The 17,512-nt window shown below is 59.1% G+C and carries 10 protein-coding genes and 2 pseudogenes; 7 read left to right on the top strand and 5 right to left on the bottom strand.

Going from position 1 to position 17,512, the window contains the following annotated elements:
- Positions 1-7: 7 nt before the first annotated feature.
- A complete protein-coding gene (gene arcD, locus AC3IX4_RS04335; protein ID WP_489259398.1) occupies positions 8-1,435 on the bottom strand; it encodes an arginine-ornithine antiporter in 1,428 nt (475 codons plus the stop codon).
- A 387-nt stretch (positions 1,436-1,822) separates the two neighbouring features.
- On the opposite strand from arcD (AC3IX4_RS04335), the gene arcD (AC3IX4_RS04340) reads away from it, so the two are divergent.
- Positions 1,823-3,250, top strand: coding sequence for an arginine-ornithine antiporter (gene arcD / locus AC3IX4_RS04340; protein WP_489259399.1), 1,428 nt, complete (start codon positions 1,823-1,825; stop codon positions 3,248-3,250).
- 24 nt (positions 3,251-3,274) lie between these two features.
- On the opposite strand, the gene gap is transcribed toward arcD (AC3IX4_RS04340), so the two are convergent.
- A complete protein-coding gene (gene gap, locus AC3IX4_RS04345) occupies positions 3,275-4,276 on the bottom strand; it encodes a type I glyceraldehyde-3-phosphate dehydrogenase (RefSeq protein WP_489259400.1) in 1,002 nt (333 codons plus the stop codon).
- Between the two features lie 267 nt (positions 4,277-4,543).
- Between gap and edd the strand changes: the two genes are divergently transcribed.
- The 3 genes from edd to AC3IX4_RS04360 all read left to right on the top strand — a co-directional run bounded on the left by edd (position 4,544) and on the right by AC3IX4_RS04360 (position 8,840).
- Positions 4,544-6,370 (top strand): phosphogluconate dehydratase, encoded by a 1,827-nt coding sequence (edd, locus tag AC3IX4_RS04350; protein WP_489259401.1) that lies wholly within the window; start codon positions 4,544-4,546, stop codon positions 6,368-6,370.
- Positions 6,367-7,356 carry a glucokinase gene (locus AC3IX4_RS04355; protein ID WP_489259402.1) on the top strand — a complete coding sequence of 330 codons (990 nt, stop codon included), beginning with the start codon at positions 6,367-6,369 and terminating at the stop codon, positions 7,354-7,356. The genes edd and AC3IX4_RS04355 overlap by 4 nt, the downstream gene beginning before the upstream one ends.
- A 101-nt stretch (positions 7,357-7,457) precedes the next feature.
- Positions 7,458-8,840 (top strand): T6SS phospholipase effector Tle1-like catalytic domain-containing protein, encoded by a 1,383-nt coding sequence (locus AC3IX4_RS04360; protein ID WP_489259403.1) that lies wholly within the window; start codon positions 7,458-7,460, stop codon positions 8,838-8,840.
- Between the two features lie 823 nt (positions 8,841-9,663).
- Here the strand turns inward: AC3IX4_RS04360 and AC3IX4_RS04365 are convergent.
- Positions 9,664-10,755 carry a group II intron reverse transcriptase gene (locus AC3IX4_RS04365; RefSeq protein WP_489259404.1) on the bottom strand — a complete coding sequence of 364 codons (1,092 nt, stop codon included), beginning with the start codon at positions 10,753-10,755 and terminating at the stop codon, positions 9,664-9,666.
- 41 nt (positions 10,756-10,796) lie between these two features.
- Here AC3IX4_RS04365 and AC3IX4_RS04370 point away from each other — a divergent pair.
- The 3 genes and pseudogenes from AC3IX4_RS04370 to AC3IX4_RS04380 all read left to right on the top strand — a co-directional run.
- A pseudogene (locus AC3IX4_RS04370) lies at positions 10,797-11,018 on the top strand (DUF5372 family protein); the annotation flags it as partial.
- 40 nt (positions 11,019-11,058) lie between these two features.
- Complete coding sequence (locus tag AC3IX4_RS04375; protein ID WP_489259405.1) at positions 11,059-11,223, top strand: hypothetical protein; 165 nt, start codon at positions 11,059-11,061, stop codon at positions 11,221-11,223.
- Positions 11,216-13,429 (top strand): recombinase family protein, encoded by a 2,214-nt coding sequence (locus AC3IX4_RS04380; RefSeq protein ID WP_489259406.1) that lies wholly within the window; start codon positions 11,216-11,218, stop codon positions 13,427-13,429. The genes AC3IX4_RS04375 and AC3IX4_RS04380 overlap by 8 nt, the downstream gene beginning before the upstream one ends.
- Positions 13,430-13,443: 14 nt before the next feature.
- Here AC3IX4_RS04380 and AC3IX4_RS04385 read toward each other — a convergent pair.
- Positions 13,444-14,022: pseudogene (locus AC3IX4_RS04385) on the bottom strand (reverse transcriptase N-terminal domain-containing protein); the annotation flags it as partial.
- A gap of 614 nt (positions 14,023-14,636) precedes the next feature.
- Positions 14,637-16,189 (bottom strand): IS3 family transposase gene (locus tag AC3IX4_RS04390; protein ID WP_489259407.1). Its coding sequence is split into 2 segments (ribosomal slippage): positions 14,637-15,727 and positions 15,727-16,189, totalling 1,554 coding nucleotides; the frame shifts between segments, so codons are not numbered across the junction.
- Between the last annotated feature and the right edge of the window lie 1,323 nt (positions 16,190-17,512).

Below are 17,512 nucleotides of genomic sequence, written 5' to 3' on the forward strand. Positions count from 1 at the left end.
ACGAGTATCAAAGCGTTAGAAATCCGTCATACAGGCCATAGGCAGCCACCAGGGCGGCCACGACCACGGCGGCGAAGATCAACATCTCCACGTGGGTAAAAATCGGTTGGCCTGCTTCACGCTTGGCCTTGGCGAACAGGATCGCGCCAGGGGCGTAGAGCAGGGCGGACAGCAGCAGGTACTTGACCCCACCGGCATACAGCAGCCAGATCGCGTAGATCAGGGCGATAGCGCCGATGATCAGGTCTTTCTTGCGCTCGGCCAGGGCTTGCTCATAGGTTTCGGCACGCACCGCCAGCAAAAAGGCATAGGCCGCCGACCACAGGTATGGCACCAGGATCATCGAGGTGGCGAGGTAGATCAGCGACAGGTAAGTGCTGGCGGAAAACAGCGTGATGATCAAGAAAAGCTGGACCATGGCGTTGGTTAGCCACAGGGCATTGGCGGGCACCTGGTTGGCGTTTTCCTTGCTCAGGAAGGCCGGCATGGTGTGATCCTTCGCCGCGGCAAACATGATCTCGGCGCACAGCAGAACCCACGATAACAGTGCCCCCAATAGCGAGATGATCAGGCCGACGCTGATTAGCATTGCGCCCCAGTGACCGACCACATGTTCCAGCACCGCGGCCATCGACGGATTCTGCAACTTGGCCAGTTCCGGTTGGGTCATGATCCCCAGCGACAGCACGTTGACCAGTACCAAAAACAACAGCACGGTGATAAAGCCAATCACCGTGGCCTTGCCCACGTCCGAGCGCTTTTCGGCACGGGCCGAGAAAATACTCGCGCCTTCGATGCCGATAAACACCCACACGGTCACCAGCATCATATTGCGCACCTGGTTCATGACGCTGCCAAGCTCTGGGTTCATCGAGCCCCAGATATCAGCGGTGAAGATGTCCAGCTCGAACGCAAACAGAGCGATCAATACGAACAGCGCCAAGGGCACTACTTTCGCCACGGTGGTGACCAGGTTGATGAAGGCCGCTTCCTTGATGCCGCGCAGCACTAGAAAATGCACCGCCCACAACAGGATCGAGGCGCCAATGATAGCGGCTGGCGTGTTGCCTTCGCCAAAGATCGGGAAGTAGTAACCCAGGGTGCTGAACAGCAGGACGAAGTAGCCGACGTTGCCCAGCCAGGCGCTGATCCAGTAACCCCAGGCTGACGAAAAACCCATGTAGTCGCCGAAGCCGGCTTTGGCGTAGGCATACACCCCGCCGTCCAGGTCGGGCTTGCGATTGGCCAGGGTCTGGAACACAAAAGCCAGGGTCAACATGCCGACGGCGGTGATAGCCCAACCTATTAAAACAGCGCCGACATCGGCACTGGCGGCCATGTTTTGTGGCAGTGAAAAGATACCGCCGCCAATCATCGAGCCGACGATCAGTGCCACCAGTGCTCCAAGCTTTAGTTTTCCGGGTGATGCTGCCATTAGCTAACTCCAGTCCAGGAGAGTTGAGTCGTCAGGGTATGTCTGCGTGGCAAGTTGCTGGATGACTCAGATCAATTCATATCGACATTCCATGGCTGATTAATGAATGGCTAAGTAATAATTGATGGCGTGCGAAGACGCCGGAGTGCCAGGTTTTATTAACCTCCTGGTGAGTTTTAGAGCAACCGCTCTGATGCGTGCGAACTTTGACGCTAGCCATTTTTTGTGCGGATGCAACTTTTCGCTGAGAAAATATCTTATTAATGTGCTTTAGTTTTAAAGTGCATAAAAACCCACTGTTTAGTTCGCTGCTTATAGAAAGGTTGGCGATTAAAGTAAGTCGCAATGGCCACTTTTATACTAACTGCAGTAAAGGGAGTTGGCAGCATGAGCGAAGCAGGGCAAAAGCTGAAACTCGGGGCACTGATTGCGCTGGTGGTGGGCTCGATGATTGGTGGCGGGATCTTTTCGTTGCCGCAAAACATGGCGGCCCGCGCGGACGCGGGAGCGGTGCTGATTGGTTGGGGTATTACCGCGGTCGGCATGCTGGCGCTGGCATTCGTGTTCCAGATACTGGCCAACCGCAAGCCAGAACTGGACTCGGGCGTGTATGCCTATGCCAAGGCCGGGTTTGGCGACTACATGGGGTTTTCCTCGGCCTGGGGTTACTGGATCAGCGCCTGGCTGGGCAATGTGGGTTACTTCGTTCTGCTGTTCAGCACACTGGGCTTTTACTTTCCGATCTTTGGTGAAGGCAACACCCCGGTTGCCATCGCCTGCGCATCGCTGTTGCTGTGGGCGGTGCATTTTCTGGTGATGCGCGGCATCAAGGAAGCGGCCTTTATCAACCAGGTCACCACGGTGGCCAAGATCGTGCCGCTGGTGATGTTTATCGTCATCGCGGCGGTGGCTTTCAAGGCGGATATCTTTACGCGCGATATCTGGGGCCAGAGCAACCCCAGGTTTGGCAGTGTGATGGATCAAGTGCGCAACATGATGCTGGTGACAGTGTTCGTCTTCATCGGCATCGAAGGCGCCAGCGTGTATTCGGGCAAGGCGCAACGCCGCTCGGACGTGGGCAAGGCCACGGTCATCGGCTTTCTCGGTGTGCTGGCCTTGTTGGTGCTGGTCAATGTGCTGTCGTTGGGCGTAATGAGCCAACCGGAGCTCGAGAAGCTGCAGAACCCGTCGCTGGCGTCGGTGCTGGAGCATATCGTCGGCCCCTGGGGCGGGCTGTTGATCAGCATTGGCCTTGCGGTGTCGCTGTTGGGGGCGCTGCTGTCGTGGGCATTGTTGTGTGCCGAGATTCTGTTTGCGACCGCGCGGGACCAGACCATGCCGCGCTTCTTGACCCGAGAAAATGCCAACCATGTGCCGGTGAACGCGCTGTGGATGACCAACATCATGATTCAGCTGTTCTTGCTGATCACCTTGGTCTCTGCCGGTACCTACACCAGTCTGATCTACTTGGCATCGTCGATGATTCTGGTGCCGTACCTGTGGTCGGCGGCCTACGCTGTGCTGCTTTGTGTGCGTGGCGAAAGCTACGCGGGCCAGGGCGGTGAGCGCTGGAAAGACCTGTGCATAGGCCTGCTGGCACTGGTGTATGCGATCTGGCTGCTGTACGCCGGCGGGGTCAAATATTTGCTGCTGTCGGCGCTGTTGTATGCGCCTGGCGTGCTGCTGTTTGCACGCGCCAAGCGTGAACAGGGCAAGCCCCTGTTCACGCATTGGGAGAAGCTGATTTTCGCGGGCGTGGTGGCGGGGGCGTTGCTTGCAGCCTACGCCCTTTACAGCGGTCTGATGACCCTCTGAAAGCACTGACACCTTGCCATCAGGTCACGGCGCGTTGCACAGCGCCAGGCAGTTATCCAGCATGCGGTTGGAGAAGCCCCATTCGTTGTCGTACCAGGCCAGCACTTTGAGCAGCTTGCCATTGGCCTTGGTGTGGCTGGCGTCGAAAATCGACGACAACGGGTTGTGGTTGAAGTCGCACGACACCAGCGGCAGCGTGTTATAGCCCAGTACCCTGGAGTGCTGGCTGGCCTCCTTGAGCAGGGCATTGACCTCGTCGGCGCTGGCCTGTTGCTTGAGGTTGATGGTCAGGTCGACCAGCGACACATTGATCACCGGCACTCGCACCGCCATGCCGGTCAACTTGCCAGCCAACTCCGGCAGTACCAGGCCGACGGCTTCGGCGGCGCCGGTCTTGCTCGGGATCATTGATTGGGTGGCGGAGCGGGCCCGGTACAGGTCGCCGTGGTAGACGTCGGTCAGCACCTGGTCATTGGTGTAGGCATGGATGGTGGTCATCAGCCCCTGTTCGATACCCAGTTCTCGGTGCAGCACCTGGGCCACCGGGGCCAGGCAGTTGGTGGTGCAGGAGGCGTTGGAGATGATCTGGTGCGATTGGCGCAAAATGTCGTGGTTGACGCCATACACCACGGTGGCATCGGCACCCTTGGCTGGCGCCGAGATGATGACTTTGCGCGCGCCGGCAGTAAGATGCGCAGCGGCTTTGCTGCGGTCGGTAAACAGCCCTGTGCATTCGAACACCACATCGATAGCTTCGGCCTTCCAGGGCAGGTCGGCGGGGTTACGAATGGCGCTGACCGCAATCCGGTCACCCTTGACCGTCAGGCTTTCCTGATCGAACTCTACGCTGGCATCGAACGTCCCATGGACACTGTCGTACTTAAGCAAGTGGGCATTGATCGCGCTATCGCCCAGGTCGTTGATTGCGACGACTTGCAAGTCCTGTCGATAGCCTTGGGTATAGAGTGCACGAAGGATGTTGCGGCCGATGCGGCCAAAGCCATTGATTGCGATACGCAGCGTCATAGGGGTACCTCTGTTGTCTCTGATCGGTGAGCCCGCAAATGGGAAAACCCTCACTGAATCTGATTTTGTTGTTGGAATTACAAGATTATTCGTAAAAAAATAGAAAACAAGCCTTTTTGGTGGCAGTATTTTGTTCAACAAACAACGAGTGATCGGTAGGTTGGCCCCGCCAACCGGATTTACCCCCTGTCTTGAGCCTAGGCGGCGAACGGCAGAAAGGGAAACCCGAGCCCAAAAAGGTCACACCCATAGCCTGGAGTTCAGCACATGCATCCCCGCGTTCTTGAAGTCACCGAACGGCTGATCGCCCGTAGTCGCCAGACGCGTGAGCGTTACCTGCAATTGATCCGTGGCGCTGCAACCGATGGCCCGCAACGGGCCAAGCTGCAATGTGCAAACTTTGCCCATGGCGTAGCCGGTTGTGGCTCGGACGACAAACAGGCCCTGCGCCTGATGAACGCGGCGAACGTTGCCATTGTGTCGTCCTATAACGACATGCTTTCGGCGCACCAGCCCTACGAGCATTACCCCGAACAGATCAAGCAGGCCCTGCGCGAGATTGGCTCGGTGGGCCAGTTCGCCGGTGGTGTACCCGCCATGTGTGATGGCGTGACTCAGGGCGAACCGGGTATGGAGCTGGGCATTGCCAGCCGCGAGGTGATCGCGTTGTCCACCGCCGTGGCGCTGTCGCACAACATGTTCGACGCCACCTTGTGCCTGGGCATCTGCGACAAGATCGTCCCGGGCTTGTTGATGGGCGCTTTGCGCTTCGGTCACTTGCCCACCCTGTTTGTGCCGGGTGGGCCGATGGTCTCGGGTATTTCCAACAAGGAAAAGGCCGATGTGCGCCAGCGTTATGCCGAGGGCAAGGCTAGCCGCGAAGAGCTGCTGGAGACGGAGATGAAGTCTTATCACAGCCCCGGCACCTGCACCTTCTACGGCACCGCCAACACCAACCAGTTGTTGATGGAAGTGATGGGCCTGCACTTGCCGGGCGCCTCGTTCGTCAACCCGAATACTCCCCTGCGTGATGCGCTGACACGCGAAGCCGCGCACCAGGTCACGCGCATGACCAAGGCCAGCGGCAACTTCATGCCGTTGGGCGAAATCGTCGACGAGAAGGCCCTGGTCAACTCCATCGTTGCCCTGCACGCCACCGGCGGCTCGACCAACCACACACTGCACATGCCGGCCATCGCGATGGCAGCAGGCATCGTGTTGACCTGGCAAGACATGGCCGACCTCTCCGAGGTCGTGCCGACCCTGTCCCACGTTTATCCCAACGGCAAGGCCGATATCAACCATTTCCAGGCCGCGGGCGGCATGGCGTTCCTGATCCGTGAACTGCTCGAAGCGGGGCTGCTGCACGAAGACGTCAACACCGTGGCAGGCCATGGCCTGAGCCGCTATACCCGCGAGCCGTTCCTGGACGGTGGTGAGTTGGTGTGGCGCGAAGGTCCAAGACAGAGCCTGGACGAAGCGATCCTGCGCCCGATCGCTCGACCGTTTTCGCCCGAGGGCGGCTTGCGAGTGATGGAGGGCAACCTCGGTCGCGGTGTAATGAAAGTGTCTGCGGTCGCCGAAGCGCATCAGGTCGTCGAAGCCCCGGCACGCGTCTTCCAGGATCAGCAGGAGCTTGCCGATGCGTTCAAGGCCGGGGAGCTGGAGCGGGACTTTGTCGCCGTCATGCGCTTCCAGGGGCCGCGCTCCAACGGCATGCCCGAGCTGCACAAAATGACTCCGTTCCTGGGGGTGCTGCAGGACCGTGGTTTCAAGGTTGCACTGGTGACCGACGGGCGCATGTCCGGTGCCTCGGGCAAGATTCCGGCGGCCATCCATGTCTGCCCTGAAGCCTTTGATGGCGGCCCGCTGGCTCGCGTGCGCGATGGCGACATTGTGCGAGTGGACGGCGTTCACGGCACCTTGCAAGTGCTGCTGGAACCGGCAGAGCTCGCAGCCCGTGAGCTGGCGGTAACCACGGTGGACAGCAGCGTTGGCTGCGGTCGCGAGCTGTTCGGCTTCATGCGCATGGCCTTCAGCTCGGCCGAGCAGGGCGCCAGCGCCTTCACCAGCGGCCTTGAGGTTCTCAAATGAAACGCTCGTTGGTGGGCGATATTGGCGGCACCAATGCCCGCTTTGCGCTGTGGGAAGATGACCAGATGCATTCGGTCCAGGTCTTTGCCACGGCGGACTACAGCAGCCCCGAGCAGGCTATCCAGGCCTACATGGATAGCTTGAAGCTGGCGCGAGGCTCGATCGGTTCGGTCTGCTTGTCGGTAGCAGGCCCGGTGGACGGTGACCTGTTTCGCTTTACCAACAACCACTGGCATCTGAGCCGTCAGGCGTTCTGCAAGACCTTGCAGGTCGATGAGCTGATGCTGGTGAACGACTTTTCGGCCATGGCGTTGGGCATGACCCGATTGCAGCCGGACGAGTATCGGACCGTGTGCGAAGGCACCCCCGATGCTGGCCGCCCGGCGGTGGTGATCGGGCCAGGCACGGGGCTTGGCGTGGGCACCCTGCTGCACTTGAGCCATCAGGCAGACCAGCCGCACTGGATGGCCTTGCCGGGGGAGGGAGGGCACGTCGATCTGCCCGTCGGTAATGCCCGTGAGTCGGCGATTCGCCAGCAGATCGAGCAGCAGGTCGGCCATGTCAGCGCGGAAACCGTGGTGAGTGGTGGTGGCCTGCTGCGTTTGTACCAGGCCATGTGCGCGCTCGATGATGCTTCCCCTACCTTGCAGGCCCCCGCCGACATCACCAAGGCGGCCCTGGCCGGTGATCCGCAGGCCTTGGCTGTGATTGAGCAGTTCTGCAGGTTTCTTGGCCGGGTGGCTGGCAACCATGTGCTCACGGTGGGCGGGCGCGGCGGCGTCTACATCGTCGGCGGCGTGATTCCGCATTTTGTCGATCTGTTTCTGGCCAGTGGATTTGCCCGGTGTTTTGCCGACAAGGGCTGCATGAGCGACTACTTCGAGGGTATTCCAGTCTGGGTAGTGACGGCTGAGTTCAGCGGCCTGCTCGGCGCCGGTGTAGCCTTGCAACAAGCCTGGGCACAGGGTTCGCAACATCCGGCATGAGTGAGGGAATAATCCTTGGGTCGCAAGCCCATTGGCCGATATCCCAGGTGAGGTAAACGCGGTGCGATAGCTCCTTGTGTTCATGCATAAGGAGATGCGTCATGTTTGAGTCGCTCAAGTCCCCATCGTTACAACCCCTCCTATCCCCCAGGCGTTCGATCAACGTACGACTGGGGATATTTTTCGACGGCACAGGCAATAATCGGGTCAATAGCGAGGCTGCCGAGACGGGCAGCGATGGCAGTTACGATAACGATCCGAGCAATATTGCCCACCTGCATGCGCTGTATCACGATCAAGGCGACAGCCCGTTGGCGGAAGATGCCAGTCAGGCCTGCCTGAGTATTTACGTTGAAGGCATTGGTACTCGCACCGGCGAGGCTGACGCCCTGTTTTCCCAAGGCACGGGTCGTGGCAGTCACGGCGTGCTGGCGCGGGTCGAGCGCAGTGTCGTGTTGATCCACCAGCGCCTGCAGCAGCTGCTGGCGACCAACCCTTCTCTTGAGGTGGCTCGCCTTGAGTTCGACCTGTTCGGGTTCAGCCGAGGCGCGGTGGCGGCGCGGCACTTCGCCAATGATCTTCAAAAAGCCCAGCGCGGCTTACTGGCCTCGACCCTGGCGCATGGCTCCATGCCGTTCAAAACGGGCTTCGCCTGGCGCCAGCAGGGCGACCTGGCCATCCATTTCATTGGCTTGTTCGACAGCGTAGCGGCCTTCGTGGCGCCGCTTCGGTGTGACTTCGATCCTTCCAACGCTCGCTATCACGGCATCGAAGTAGGTCTTGCACCGGGCATCGCGGGCCGGGTGGTGCAGTTGGTCGCGCGCGATGAATGGCGCCATAACTTTCCGTTGATCGGCACCGACCAGGATATTGTCCTACCCGGCGCGCACTCGGACCTGGGCGGTGGTTATCGCCCCCGTGTGCAAGAGCGCCTGTTGTTGCACAAGCCGCTGAGTTGCCTGGTGCCCAAGACGTCAGCGGACAGCGAGAGCAAGGCTTTCGCCTGCGCCCAGGCCTTGCTAGAACAGGGGCAGCAGCAGTGGCAGGCCCAAGGGTTTTCGTTGCAAATCGTGCATTGGTCCAGGGACCAGCCCTACAACCGCCACCGTGATATGCACCCGGAAAAGCGCGTGTATGCCGCCGTACAAGGTCAACGTGAAGTGGCATCGGACCTCGCGCGGGTTTATCTGGGTATCTTGCATGCGTTGGCCGTGCGTGAACGGGTGCCATTAGCCGCGATTGCCGAGACGCTTCAACCTTGCCAGGCGTTGAAGCCCATCGCCACCAAGCTTATGGCATTCGCATTGGGTGAGGCGGCCCATCCTCACCTCACCGACACAGAAGAGGCCATGCTCAGGCGCGACTATATTCACCTCTCGTCCCATTGGAACGCTGCCAAGGGCCTGAACGACAGCGCCCTGGACGCCATCTTCCTCAATCGCCCAAGTGCCACCGGCGAGCGCGTGCGCCATCCCAATCGATAGCTCGGCGGGCGCGAGCGCCGCCCGCGCGGCGCATCGCGGGTAAACCCGGCTCCTACATTTGTTGCAACGTCCCATGGCCTGCGGGATTGGCGTTGCCAGCCACGCGCAATCCCACCGAAACCACAAAAAACCAAAGCCGAACCACCAAGGCTAACAACGCCGATCCCACAGGCCATGGCACGTTGCAACAAATGTAGGAGAGGCGGGGGCGCCTAGCCCTTGGCCGCGATGCGCCGCGCGGGCGGCGCTCGATCTCAAGAGCAAAGGAAAAACCAAGGCGGGAACCTTGTGGGGCTCATGCGATTTGTTGCCAGGCACTCTGCGGTTTCACCCTGAGAATGAAGGGAGAGAGACCGAATCAAGGCTTCCAGGCGCTTGCCTTGGGTTTTGTGCTGTTGCCCAAATCGAGCGCCGCCCGCGCGGCGCATCGCGGGTAAACCCGGCTCCTACATTTGTTGCAACGTGCCATGGCCTGCGGGATCGGCGTTGCCAGCCACGCGCAATCCCACCGAAACCACAAAAAACCAAAGCCGAACCACCAAGGCTAACAACGCCGATCCCACAGGCCATGGCACGTTGCAACAAATGTAGGAGCCGGCCTTGGCCGCGATGCGCCGCGCGGGCGGCGCTCGATCTCAAAAACAAAGGAAAAACCAAGGCGGGCACCATGGGGCTCATGCGATCTGTTGGCAGCGGCGTTTGTCGGGTAGCCAGACGCGGTTGCCCGCGTCCAGCCCCCTAAGAACCGTGCATGCGCCTTTCAACGCACACGGCTCAAGCCTCTACTAAGGCATCTTTCGACACCCGGTTACCCAACTTCGTTTTAGGCGTGTTGCTGATTTCTACGGCAATTGAGATGGTGCATTTGCAGGTTGCTTGCTGCATCTGATCCGCCGTCAGTCCGTTTTACAATACAGCGAACATCCCAAGGGGTGTTCTTTGTGATTGGTTTCTGACAGGTAGAGCACATGCCATCTTGCCTCCGCCAGACACGGTAAAGCTTCCCGCGACCTTTCGACGAGTACAGCATTTTCTTGCTCCATCGGGACTCGAAATACTGCTCCCACTGTGGGTCGTGCGGGTTCGCGTCCGCTTTGATCTTGATGTGCCGCTGTATTGGCGTATCCGACTCTGCGAGCAGGATGCGCTCCCTTTTCGCTCCATCTTTTCTTTCTTCTGTTGCGGCAAATACCCAAGTTCGGGTGCCTCTGGTCTTGAAGTAGTGCTCCTTAACCCACCGGGCTCCTTTGTTCGGGTGCCTTCTTACCGCCCATCGCCATAGCATTGACCATACGTTGGAGTCGATTCGATTAAAGGTTTTCTTGGCGACTACATGGCTGTGGTAATTCGCCCATCCTCGTAACACAGGATTGAGCTGTTTTATCAGGTCAGTCTGTTTAGCCGGCCTGTTGGCCTTTATGACTTCGCGGATTTTGTCAAGATGCGCTTTGACGTTCGCTTTCGACGGCTTCATCAACAGCTTGCCGCTGTACTTGCGGATGTTCCATCCGAGGAAGTCAAACCCATCCTTGATGTGCGTTACTTTGGTTTTTTCAGGTGACAGGACTAGCCCACGCTCTGCCAGAAATTCAACCACTGCGGGCTTGACCTCTTGTTCCAGCCACTCTTTCGAATTACCAGTAATAATGAAGTCATCCGCGTAACGCACCATGTTCATTTTCCGGCCTGTTCTCTTCGCTTTCGGGAATTTTTCCGAGAGCATCAGTTCGAGGCCATCCAATGTCATGTTTGCCAACACTGGCGATATTATGCCCCCTTGCGGGGCGCCGGAGTCGGTGGGAAAGAGTTTGTTTTGATACACGAATCCCGCCTTGAGCCACTTATTTAAAACCACCTTGTCCGTTGAGATATTGGTGATCATCCAGTCGTGACTGATTTTGTCGAAGGAAACCACGACAGACTACCCCTCTCCACGACGTTCCTGAATCGGTCGTCATCACGCGAACGGGTCACCCGTTCGAAGGCCAACGCCTCAAGGTCATCAACCGAAGGCAGCGCGCCGGACGATTGCACCTTCTGCTGATTTTTCCCGATGAGTCACGCGGATTGATTCCCGTCAATTGGACCGATTTTTTCGTCGATTCCGACGAGGTTCTCAAGGCCTCGGTGGCCGACGCGATTGGCTCACTTGCCGACTTACTCCACGCTCGCCTGATCATTGATGCTTTGCTGCGCCAGACGGAACAGGAGAGCAACGATGCAACTGAACCTAACCCTCGCAGACCTGCCCCCGGACGACGACAGTCTGTGGGAACAACTCGACGAAACAACACGCCAAGCGGTGATCGACAGGCTGGCTCAAGCGATCGCGAAGGTCATGACGGGCAACGAGCCGACCCACAGGGAGAACGCTGATGAGTGACACTGCCAACAAGATCGGTCCCAGCCATTTGCAGCGTGCGGCGTTCGTCTACATTCGACAGTCCAGCGCGAGCCAGGTAGAGCACAACCGGGAATCGACGCAACGCCAGTACGCGCTCGCACAACGGGCGACTGGCCTCGGCTGGTCCCAGCAGCAGGTTAATGTTGTCGACGATGATTTGGGACTCTCGGGGGCCAGCACCGCTCGCCGGGGCGGCTTCGCGCGGATGACCGCCGAAGTCGCGCTCGGTCACGTCGGCATTATTCTAGGATTGGAGGTCTCCCGTCTGGCGCGTAATAACGCTGACTGGTACCGACTGCTCGACCTCTGCACCATGACCGATACGCTCATCGGCGATGCCGACGGCGTGTACAACCCCGCGCACTTCAACGATCGCCTGTTGCTTGGACTCAAGGGCACTATGAGCGAGGCCGAACTGCACATTCTGCGCGCGCGTCTGGACGGCGGCATTCGCAACAAGGCTGCTCGCGGTGAGTTGCGCCGGGGGCTGCCGACCGGACTGGTGTGGGGTGAGGCCGACGGCGAAGTCAGGTTGCATCCCGATGAAGCCGTCGTGAGCGCACTACATGCCGTGTTTGCACGTTTTAACGAGTTTGGCTCTGCCCGCCGTGTTTGGCTGTGGTTGCGTACCGAGAACTTATCGTTCCCTCTGCAATTCAACCGCAACGAGCAAATCCGCTGGGTCGCACCGACCTACAACGCCATTTACAATGTGCTCACCAACCCGGTTTATGCGGGAGCCTACTGCTATGGCAAGACGCGTACGGAACGCTATGTCGATGAACACGGCACGCTCAAGACACGCTTGCGGCGTCTACCTCAATCTCAATGGGCCGTGCTCATCCGTGAGCACCATGAGGGTTATATCGATTGGGCAACCTACGAGGCCAACCAAGTGCGTCTGGCTGCAAATACCAAGCCCCGGCCCCATGAAGCAGGGGGAGCCGTGAGGGAAGGTGCCGCCTTGCTGCAAGGCCTGGCCATCTGCGGCCACTGCGGCCGGTCGCTTAAAACCCACTACCGCGGCACGAATCAGACGCCGGGTTACCATTGTTCGAACAAAGGCATCGAGAATGGCCGTGGCGTCTACTGCCTCAATATTGGTGGCCTGCAGATTGACGCCGCCGTTGCGCAGGCCTTCCTGCACGCCGTTGAGCCGGCCGGCCTCGAAGCGGCCGTACAGGCCGCAGAACGTCTTGAGGCCGATCACGATGCAGCGCTTGCGCAGTGGCGCCTGACTGTCGAACGGACGCACTACGAAGCCCTGCGTGCCGAGCGACGCTACCGTGCCGTGGACCCTGAGAACCGTTTGGTCGCGCGCGGACTTGAAACACAATGGGAGACACAGCTGCGTGAACTCGAACAGGCCCAGGCAGAGCTTTCCCGGCGCGAACAGCTTCGACCACGTACGCTGAGCCCTGAACAGCGCAAAAACCTGCTGGCACTCGGCAAAGACCTCAAACAACTGTGGGACGCACCCAATCTCACCGTGCGTGACAGGAAGCAATTGCTGCGCACGTTGCTCGAGGAAGTCTCCATCACCGTCCAACGCGAGCACTATCAGGCTCATCTGAAATTACGTTGGCGAGGCGGCAAACTCACCGAGTGCGATATCGCGCTACCGCGATCGCGACCCGCGACCATCCGCACCGACGAAGACACCATTGCCTTGGTTCGTCGTCTGGCGGAACATCATCCTGATGCCATCATCGCCGGAATCCTCAATGCTCAAGGTCGGCTGACCGCACGTGGCTTGCGTTTCAACCAAAGCCTTGTGGGCAACCTTCGACGCCATTGGCACATCCCTTGTTTCGAACGTCCCGCCGTACTCCCTGACGGCGAGTTGCTCAGCATCCGCCAAGCCGCCCGAGCGTTGGGCACTGCGCCGTCCACGCTGCATCGCTGGGTCAACGATGGCTTCATCGCCGCCGAACAAACAACGCCCGGTGCGCCTTGGCGTATTCGCATCACCGACTCGTTGCGACGCCGCTTCGTTGAACACCCCCCAGAGGGCTACGTCGTGATGCAGGAGGCAACCAGGCTACTCGGTGTTTCCCGTCAAACCGTGTTGCAACGTGTAAAGCGCGGCGAACTCGACGCCGTCCTGGTCTGCCACGGACGACGCAAAGGCTTGCGTATCAAGGCTGTCAACGATCAACCTGACCTCTTCGAACACTCTTCATGAACCAAAGGGTATTGCGATGCACGATCCAAACAGCCTTGAATATCAGCCTCCAGCACCCACTGCGCGCTCGCCTTTTGCGCCAAACAAGTGAAGCATTGTTCACCGGCATCGGCAGTTGAGCGTTCCGGCCTGAACCCATAAGAATTCAGGTCGGCGGTGGTTTCCGCGATCGGTTCCAGGGCCAGCAAGTGCAACGCTTGCATAGCCCTACACTTCATCACGGGTATGCCGAGCGGCCTCGTCTTGCCATTTTTTTTCGGAATCATCACTCTCCGAAGCGGAAGAGGCGAGTAACCTCGCCGCTTCAACGACGCAATCGCGTTGGTCTTTGCCCTCGGCGTTTTCCACGTCACCTTGTCCACGCCGGGGGTATTCTTGCCTTTGTTTTCAGTCACTCGCTTGACGGCTAATGCCTTGCCACAAAACGAGTGGGTCAGCAGCCATTGCAAGGCTTTCGCCTTGTTGTGCCTGCCGGCCTGGGTGGCCTTCACAATACGCGTTTGCAGCCGTCTTACATGGCGCTGGACATCGATCCAATTAATGCCGTCCCATGCCACGCCGGAAGGTGCACACGCCAGTGTTGCAGCATTCATTTGCTCTCCTCCCGTTTAGATGGTTCTAAAAATTCTCTTGTGAAGAGAGACCAAGAGGAAGTCTGCCCGCTTTCGCGTGGGGTGATGTTGCAATCCCTATCCGTCCCATTACAGGGCGGCGTTCGCTTTGTCCTCGATCCTGTTCCCGCACCGCCATTGGCAGACCTTGCGGCCTACTGTCCCCGCAGGGCGCGATACGGGGTTCCCACGTTCCACTTGCAGAAGTATGTCGGGTTAGGTGCCTGCTATGAGCCGGGAGGCGTGCGGGTCACGAAGGCGCACTTGAAAAGCGCTCTTCCCACCTCCGTTACCGTTTTGGTTCAAGCGCAATAGCCATTTCCGCTTGTTCAACTTAACGACCTTTAGCGCAGATTCACATGTGTTCACCATACCAACTATCTAGCACTACACCGGCGTATGGCTGCCAGAAGAGTACGCCTCTCGCGATTGATACCCCGCACCTCGCAGTGCTTCGTTACATTGTCAGAGTCGCTCTTTATTCAGACTCCTAGATTCACCAAGTGACATTGGTGGTTCCCTCAGTTGAAGCGGGAACAACTTCTACAAACGACTTCGTGTCGCACTTCAAGGTACTTGTCGCGTCAACCGTCTAACTATGCCGCTCTTTTCTCCACTTGTTGCTCTCGATCCGGGTTCAACAACACGGTACCGATCGGCTCCCAATTACGCGTCCGGCCTGACCAGCGTTCCGGGTTTTTCTCCTTGGCTCGTTCGTACACCGCATGTCGCCGGGCCAAGACTTGATAGTCCAGCCCTCGATGCCGCTCGGCTGGCGTGACGAAGCGGATACGGCTATGCCGGTGCTCGTGGTTATACCAGCGCATGAAATCCCTCACCCAAGCGCGTGCGGCGTCCAAGCTGGCAAAGCCATCCGGCGGCCATTGCGGGCAGTATTTCAGCGTTCTAAACAGCGACTCCGAGTAAGGGTTGTCGTTGCTGACCCGCGGTCGTCCCCGCGAGGGCGTGATGCCCAGGTCATACCTCTTGTTCAACAGCGTCACCGATTTCATCGGCGCTCCGTTGTCCGAGTGCAGCACCAGAGGCTCGCGCAAACACTGCTCGCCGATCACGCTGCGTTGCAGCAGCGCAGCGGCTTTCTCGCCGCTTTCCGCGTCGTAAACCTCCCAGCCCACGGCTTTGCGGCTGTAAATATCTTCGATCAAATAGAGGTAGTAATACTTTCCACGTATCGGCGACGGCAAATAGGTGATGTCCCACGACCACACCTGATTGGGCCCTTTGGCCGCATGCGTCGTCGGTGCGGCATGCCGCCTGGGGCGTTGGCTACGACCTCGGTGTTGCTGTTGACCCGCCGCCCGCAAGACGCGATAAAACGTCGCCTCCGACGCCAGATAACGCCCTTGATCGGCCAGGCGCGGCACGATCTGACTCGGCGGTAGATGGGCGTACTCAGAGCTGTTGCACAGCGTCACAATCACCTGTCGCTCGGCCTCGCTCAGTGCGTTACAGGGCGTTGGCCGCACGACCGTCGTTCGAGCATCGGCCTGAACGACTTCAGTTTCGGTCCAGCGTTGCAGGGTTCGCAGCGATAAACCGACCTCCTGGCAGGCCCGGATTTTTCTGGCTCCCGCCATGACCGCTTCACTCAGCCAGTCAACGAACAACTGCCGTTGCGGCAAAGACGTCAGTTGTCCTCGTTGTCGGTCCCCCAGTAGTCGTTGAGCTTTTTTCGCAGCACCAACAACGCGGCTGTTTCAGCGAGCGCCTTATCTTTGCGGCGCAGTTCTCGCTCAAGCTCCTGGATACGCTTCTTATCCTTGCGCGACTGCTCTCGATCCTCTTTTTGCAGGGCTTTATCCGACTTCTGGCCGGTAATGAAGGCTTGTCGCCAAGCAGTGATTTGCTCGGGGTAAAGGCCTTTGCGCCGGCAATACTCGCCCAGGTCGATCTCGGACAAGCCGGCCGCTTCAAGGACAACAGCAAACTTGGTTTCGGCTGACCAGTTCTCGGTCAGCGGCTTGTTTTCGGACACTGCATTTCCTTCAGAACTGAGCTGCTTGCGCCAGTTGGACAAAGACATTTCGCTGACCCCTTCGCGCCGAGAAACCTCGGCCATCGTCAGGCTCAGTGGGGGAAGCAGCATCTTGAGCAATGCGGCTCTGCGTTCAGGTGAATAATACGGCACGACCAGTCTCTTTCCGCCCCCGATATGCTTTTTTAGGAAAAATCGGAGAGGCGACAACTATCCTGACACCGGGGGGTTGCAACAAATGTAGGAGAGGCGGGGGCGCCTAGCCCTTGGCCGCGATGCGCCGCGCGGGCGGCGCTCGATCTCAAGAGCAAAGGAAAAACCAAGGCGGGAACCTTGTGGGGCTCATGCGATTTGTTGCCAGCCCCACTCTGCGGTTTCACCCTGAGAATGAAGGGAGAGAGACCGAATCAAGGCTTCCAGGCGCTTGCCTTGGGTTTTGTGCTGTTGCCCAAATCGAGCGCCGCCCGCGCGGCGCATCGCGGGTAAACCCGGCTCCTACATTTGTTGCAACGTGCCATGGCCTGCGGGATCGGCGTTGCCAGCCACGCGCAATCCCACCGAAACCACAAAAAACCAAAGCCGAACCACCAAGGCTAACAACGCCGATCCCACAGGCCATGGCACGTTGCAACAAATGTAGGAGCCGGCCTTGGCCGCGATGCGCCGCGCGGGCGGCGCTCGATCTCAAAAACAAAGGAAAAACCAAGGCGGGCACCATGGGGCTCATGCGATCTGTTGGCAGGCACCTAAGGGTTCACCCCTGAGAATGAAGGTTGGGAGGCCGTATCAAGACCTCCAGGCGCTTGCCTTGGGTTTTGTGCTGTTGCCCAAATCGAGCGCCGCCCGCGCGGCGCATCGCGGGTAAACCCGGCTCCTACATTTGTTGCAACGTGCCATGGCCTGCGGGATCGGCGTTGCCAGCCACGCGCAATCCCACCGAAACCACAAAAAACCAAAGCCGAACCACCAAGGCTAACAACGCCGATCCCACAGGCCATGGCACGTTGCAACAAATGTAGGAGAGGCGGGGGCGCCTAGCCCTTGGCCGCGATGCGCCGCGCGGGCGGCGCTCGATCTCAAGAGCAAAGGAAAAACCAAGGCGGGAACCTTGTGGGGCTCATGCGATTTGTTGCCAGGCACTCTGCGGGTTCACCCTGAGAATGAAGGGAGAGAGACCGTATCAAGACCTCCAGGTGCTTGCCTTGGGTTTTGCGCTGTTGCGTAGATCGAGCGCCGCCCGCGCGGCGCATCGCGGCCAAGGCCGGCTCCTACATTGGTTGCAACGTGCCATGGCCTGGGAGATTGGCGTTGCCAGCCACGCGCAATCCCACCGAAACCACAAAAAACCAAAGCCGAACCACCAAGGCTAACAACGCCGATCCCACAGGCCATGGCACGTTGCAACAAATGTAGGAGAGGCGGGGGCGCCTAGCCTTTAGCCGCGATGCGCCGCGCGGGCGGCGCTCGATCTCAAAA

This window comes from Pseudomonas sp. KH_021, assembly GCF_057838865.1.

Coding starts and splice junctions, on each gene's coding strand:
- arcD (WP_489259398.1), bottom strand. CDS start 1,435: ATGGCAGCATCACCCGGAAAACTAAAGCTTGGAGCACTGGTGGCACTG.
- arcD (WP_489259399.1), top strand. CDS start 1,823: ATGAGCGAAGCAGGGCAAAAGCTGAAACTCGGGGCACTGATTGCGCTG.
- gap (WP_489259400.1), bottom strand. CDS start 4,276: ATGACGCTGCGTATCGCAATCAATGGCTTTGGCCGCATCGGCCGCAAC.
- edd (WP_489259401.1), top strand. CDS start 4,544: ATGCATCCCCGCGTTCTTGAAGTCACCGAACGGCTGATCGCCCGTAGT.
- AC3IX4_RS04355 (WP_489259402.1), top strand. CDS start 6,367: ATGAAACGCTCGTTGGTGGGCGATATTGGCGGCACCAATGCCCGCTTT.
- AC3IX4_RS04360 (WP_489259403.1), top strand. CDS start 7,458: ATGTTTGAGTCGCTCAAGTCCCCATCGTTACAACCCCTCCTATCCCCC.
- AC3IX4_RS04375 (WP_489259405.1), top strand. CDS start 11,059: ATGCAACTGAACCTAACCCTCGCAGACCTGCCCCCGGACGACGACAGT.
- AC3IX4_RS04380 (WP_489259406.1), top strand. CDS start 11,216: ATGAGTGACACTGCCAACAAGATCGGTCCCAGCCATTTGCAGCGTGCG.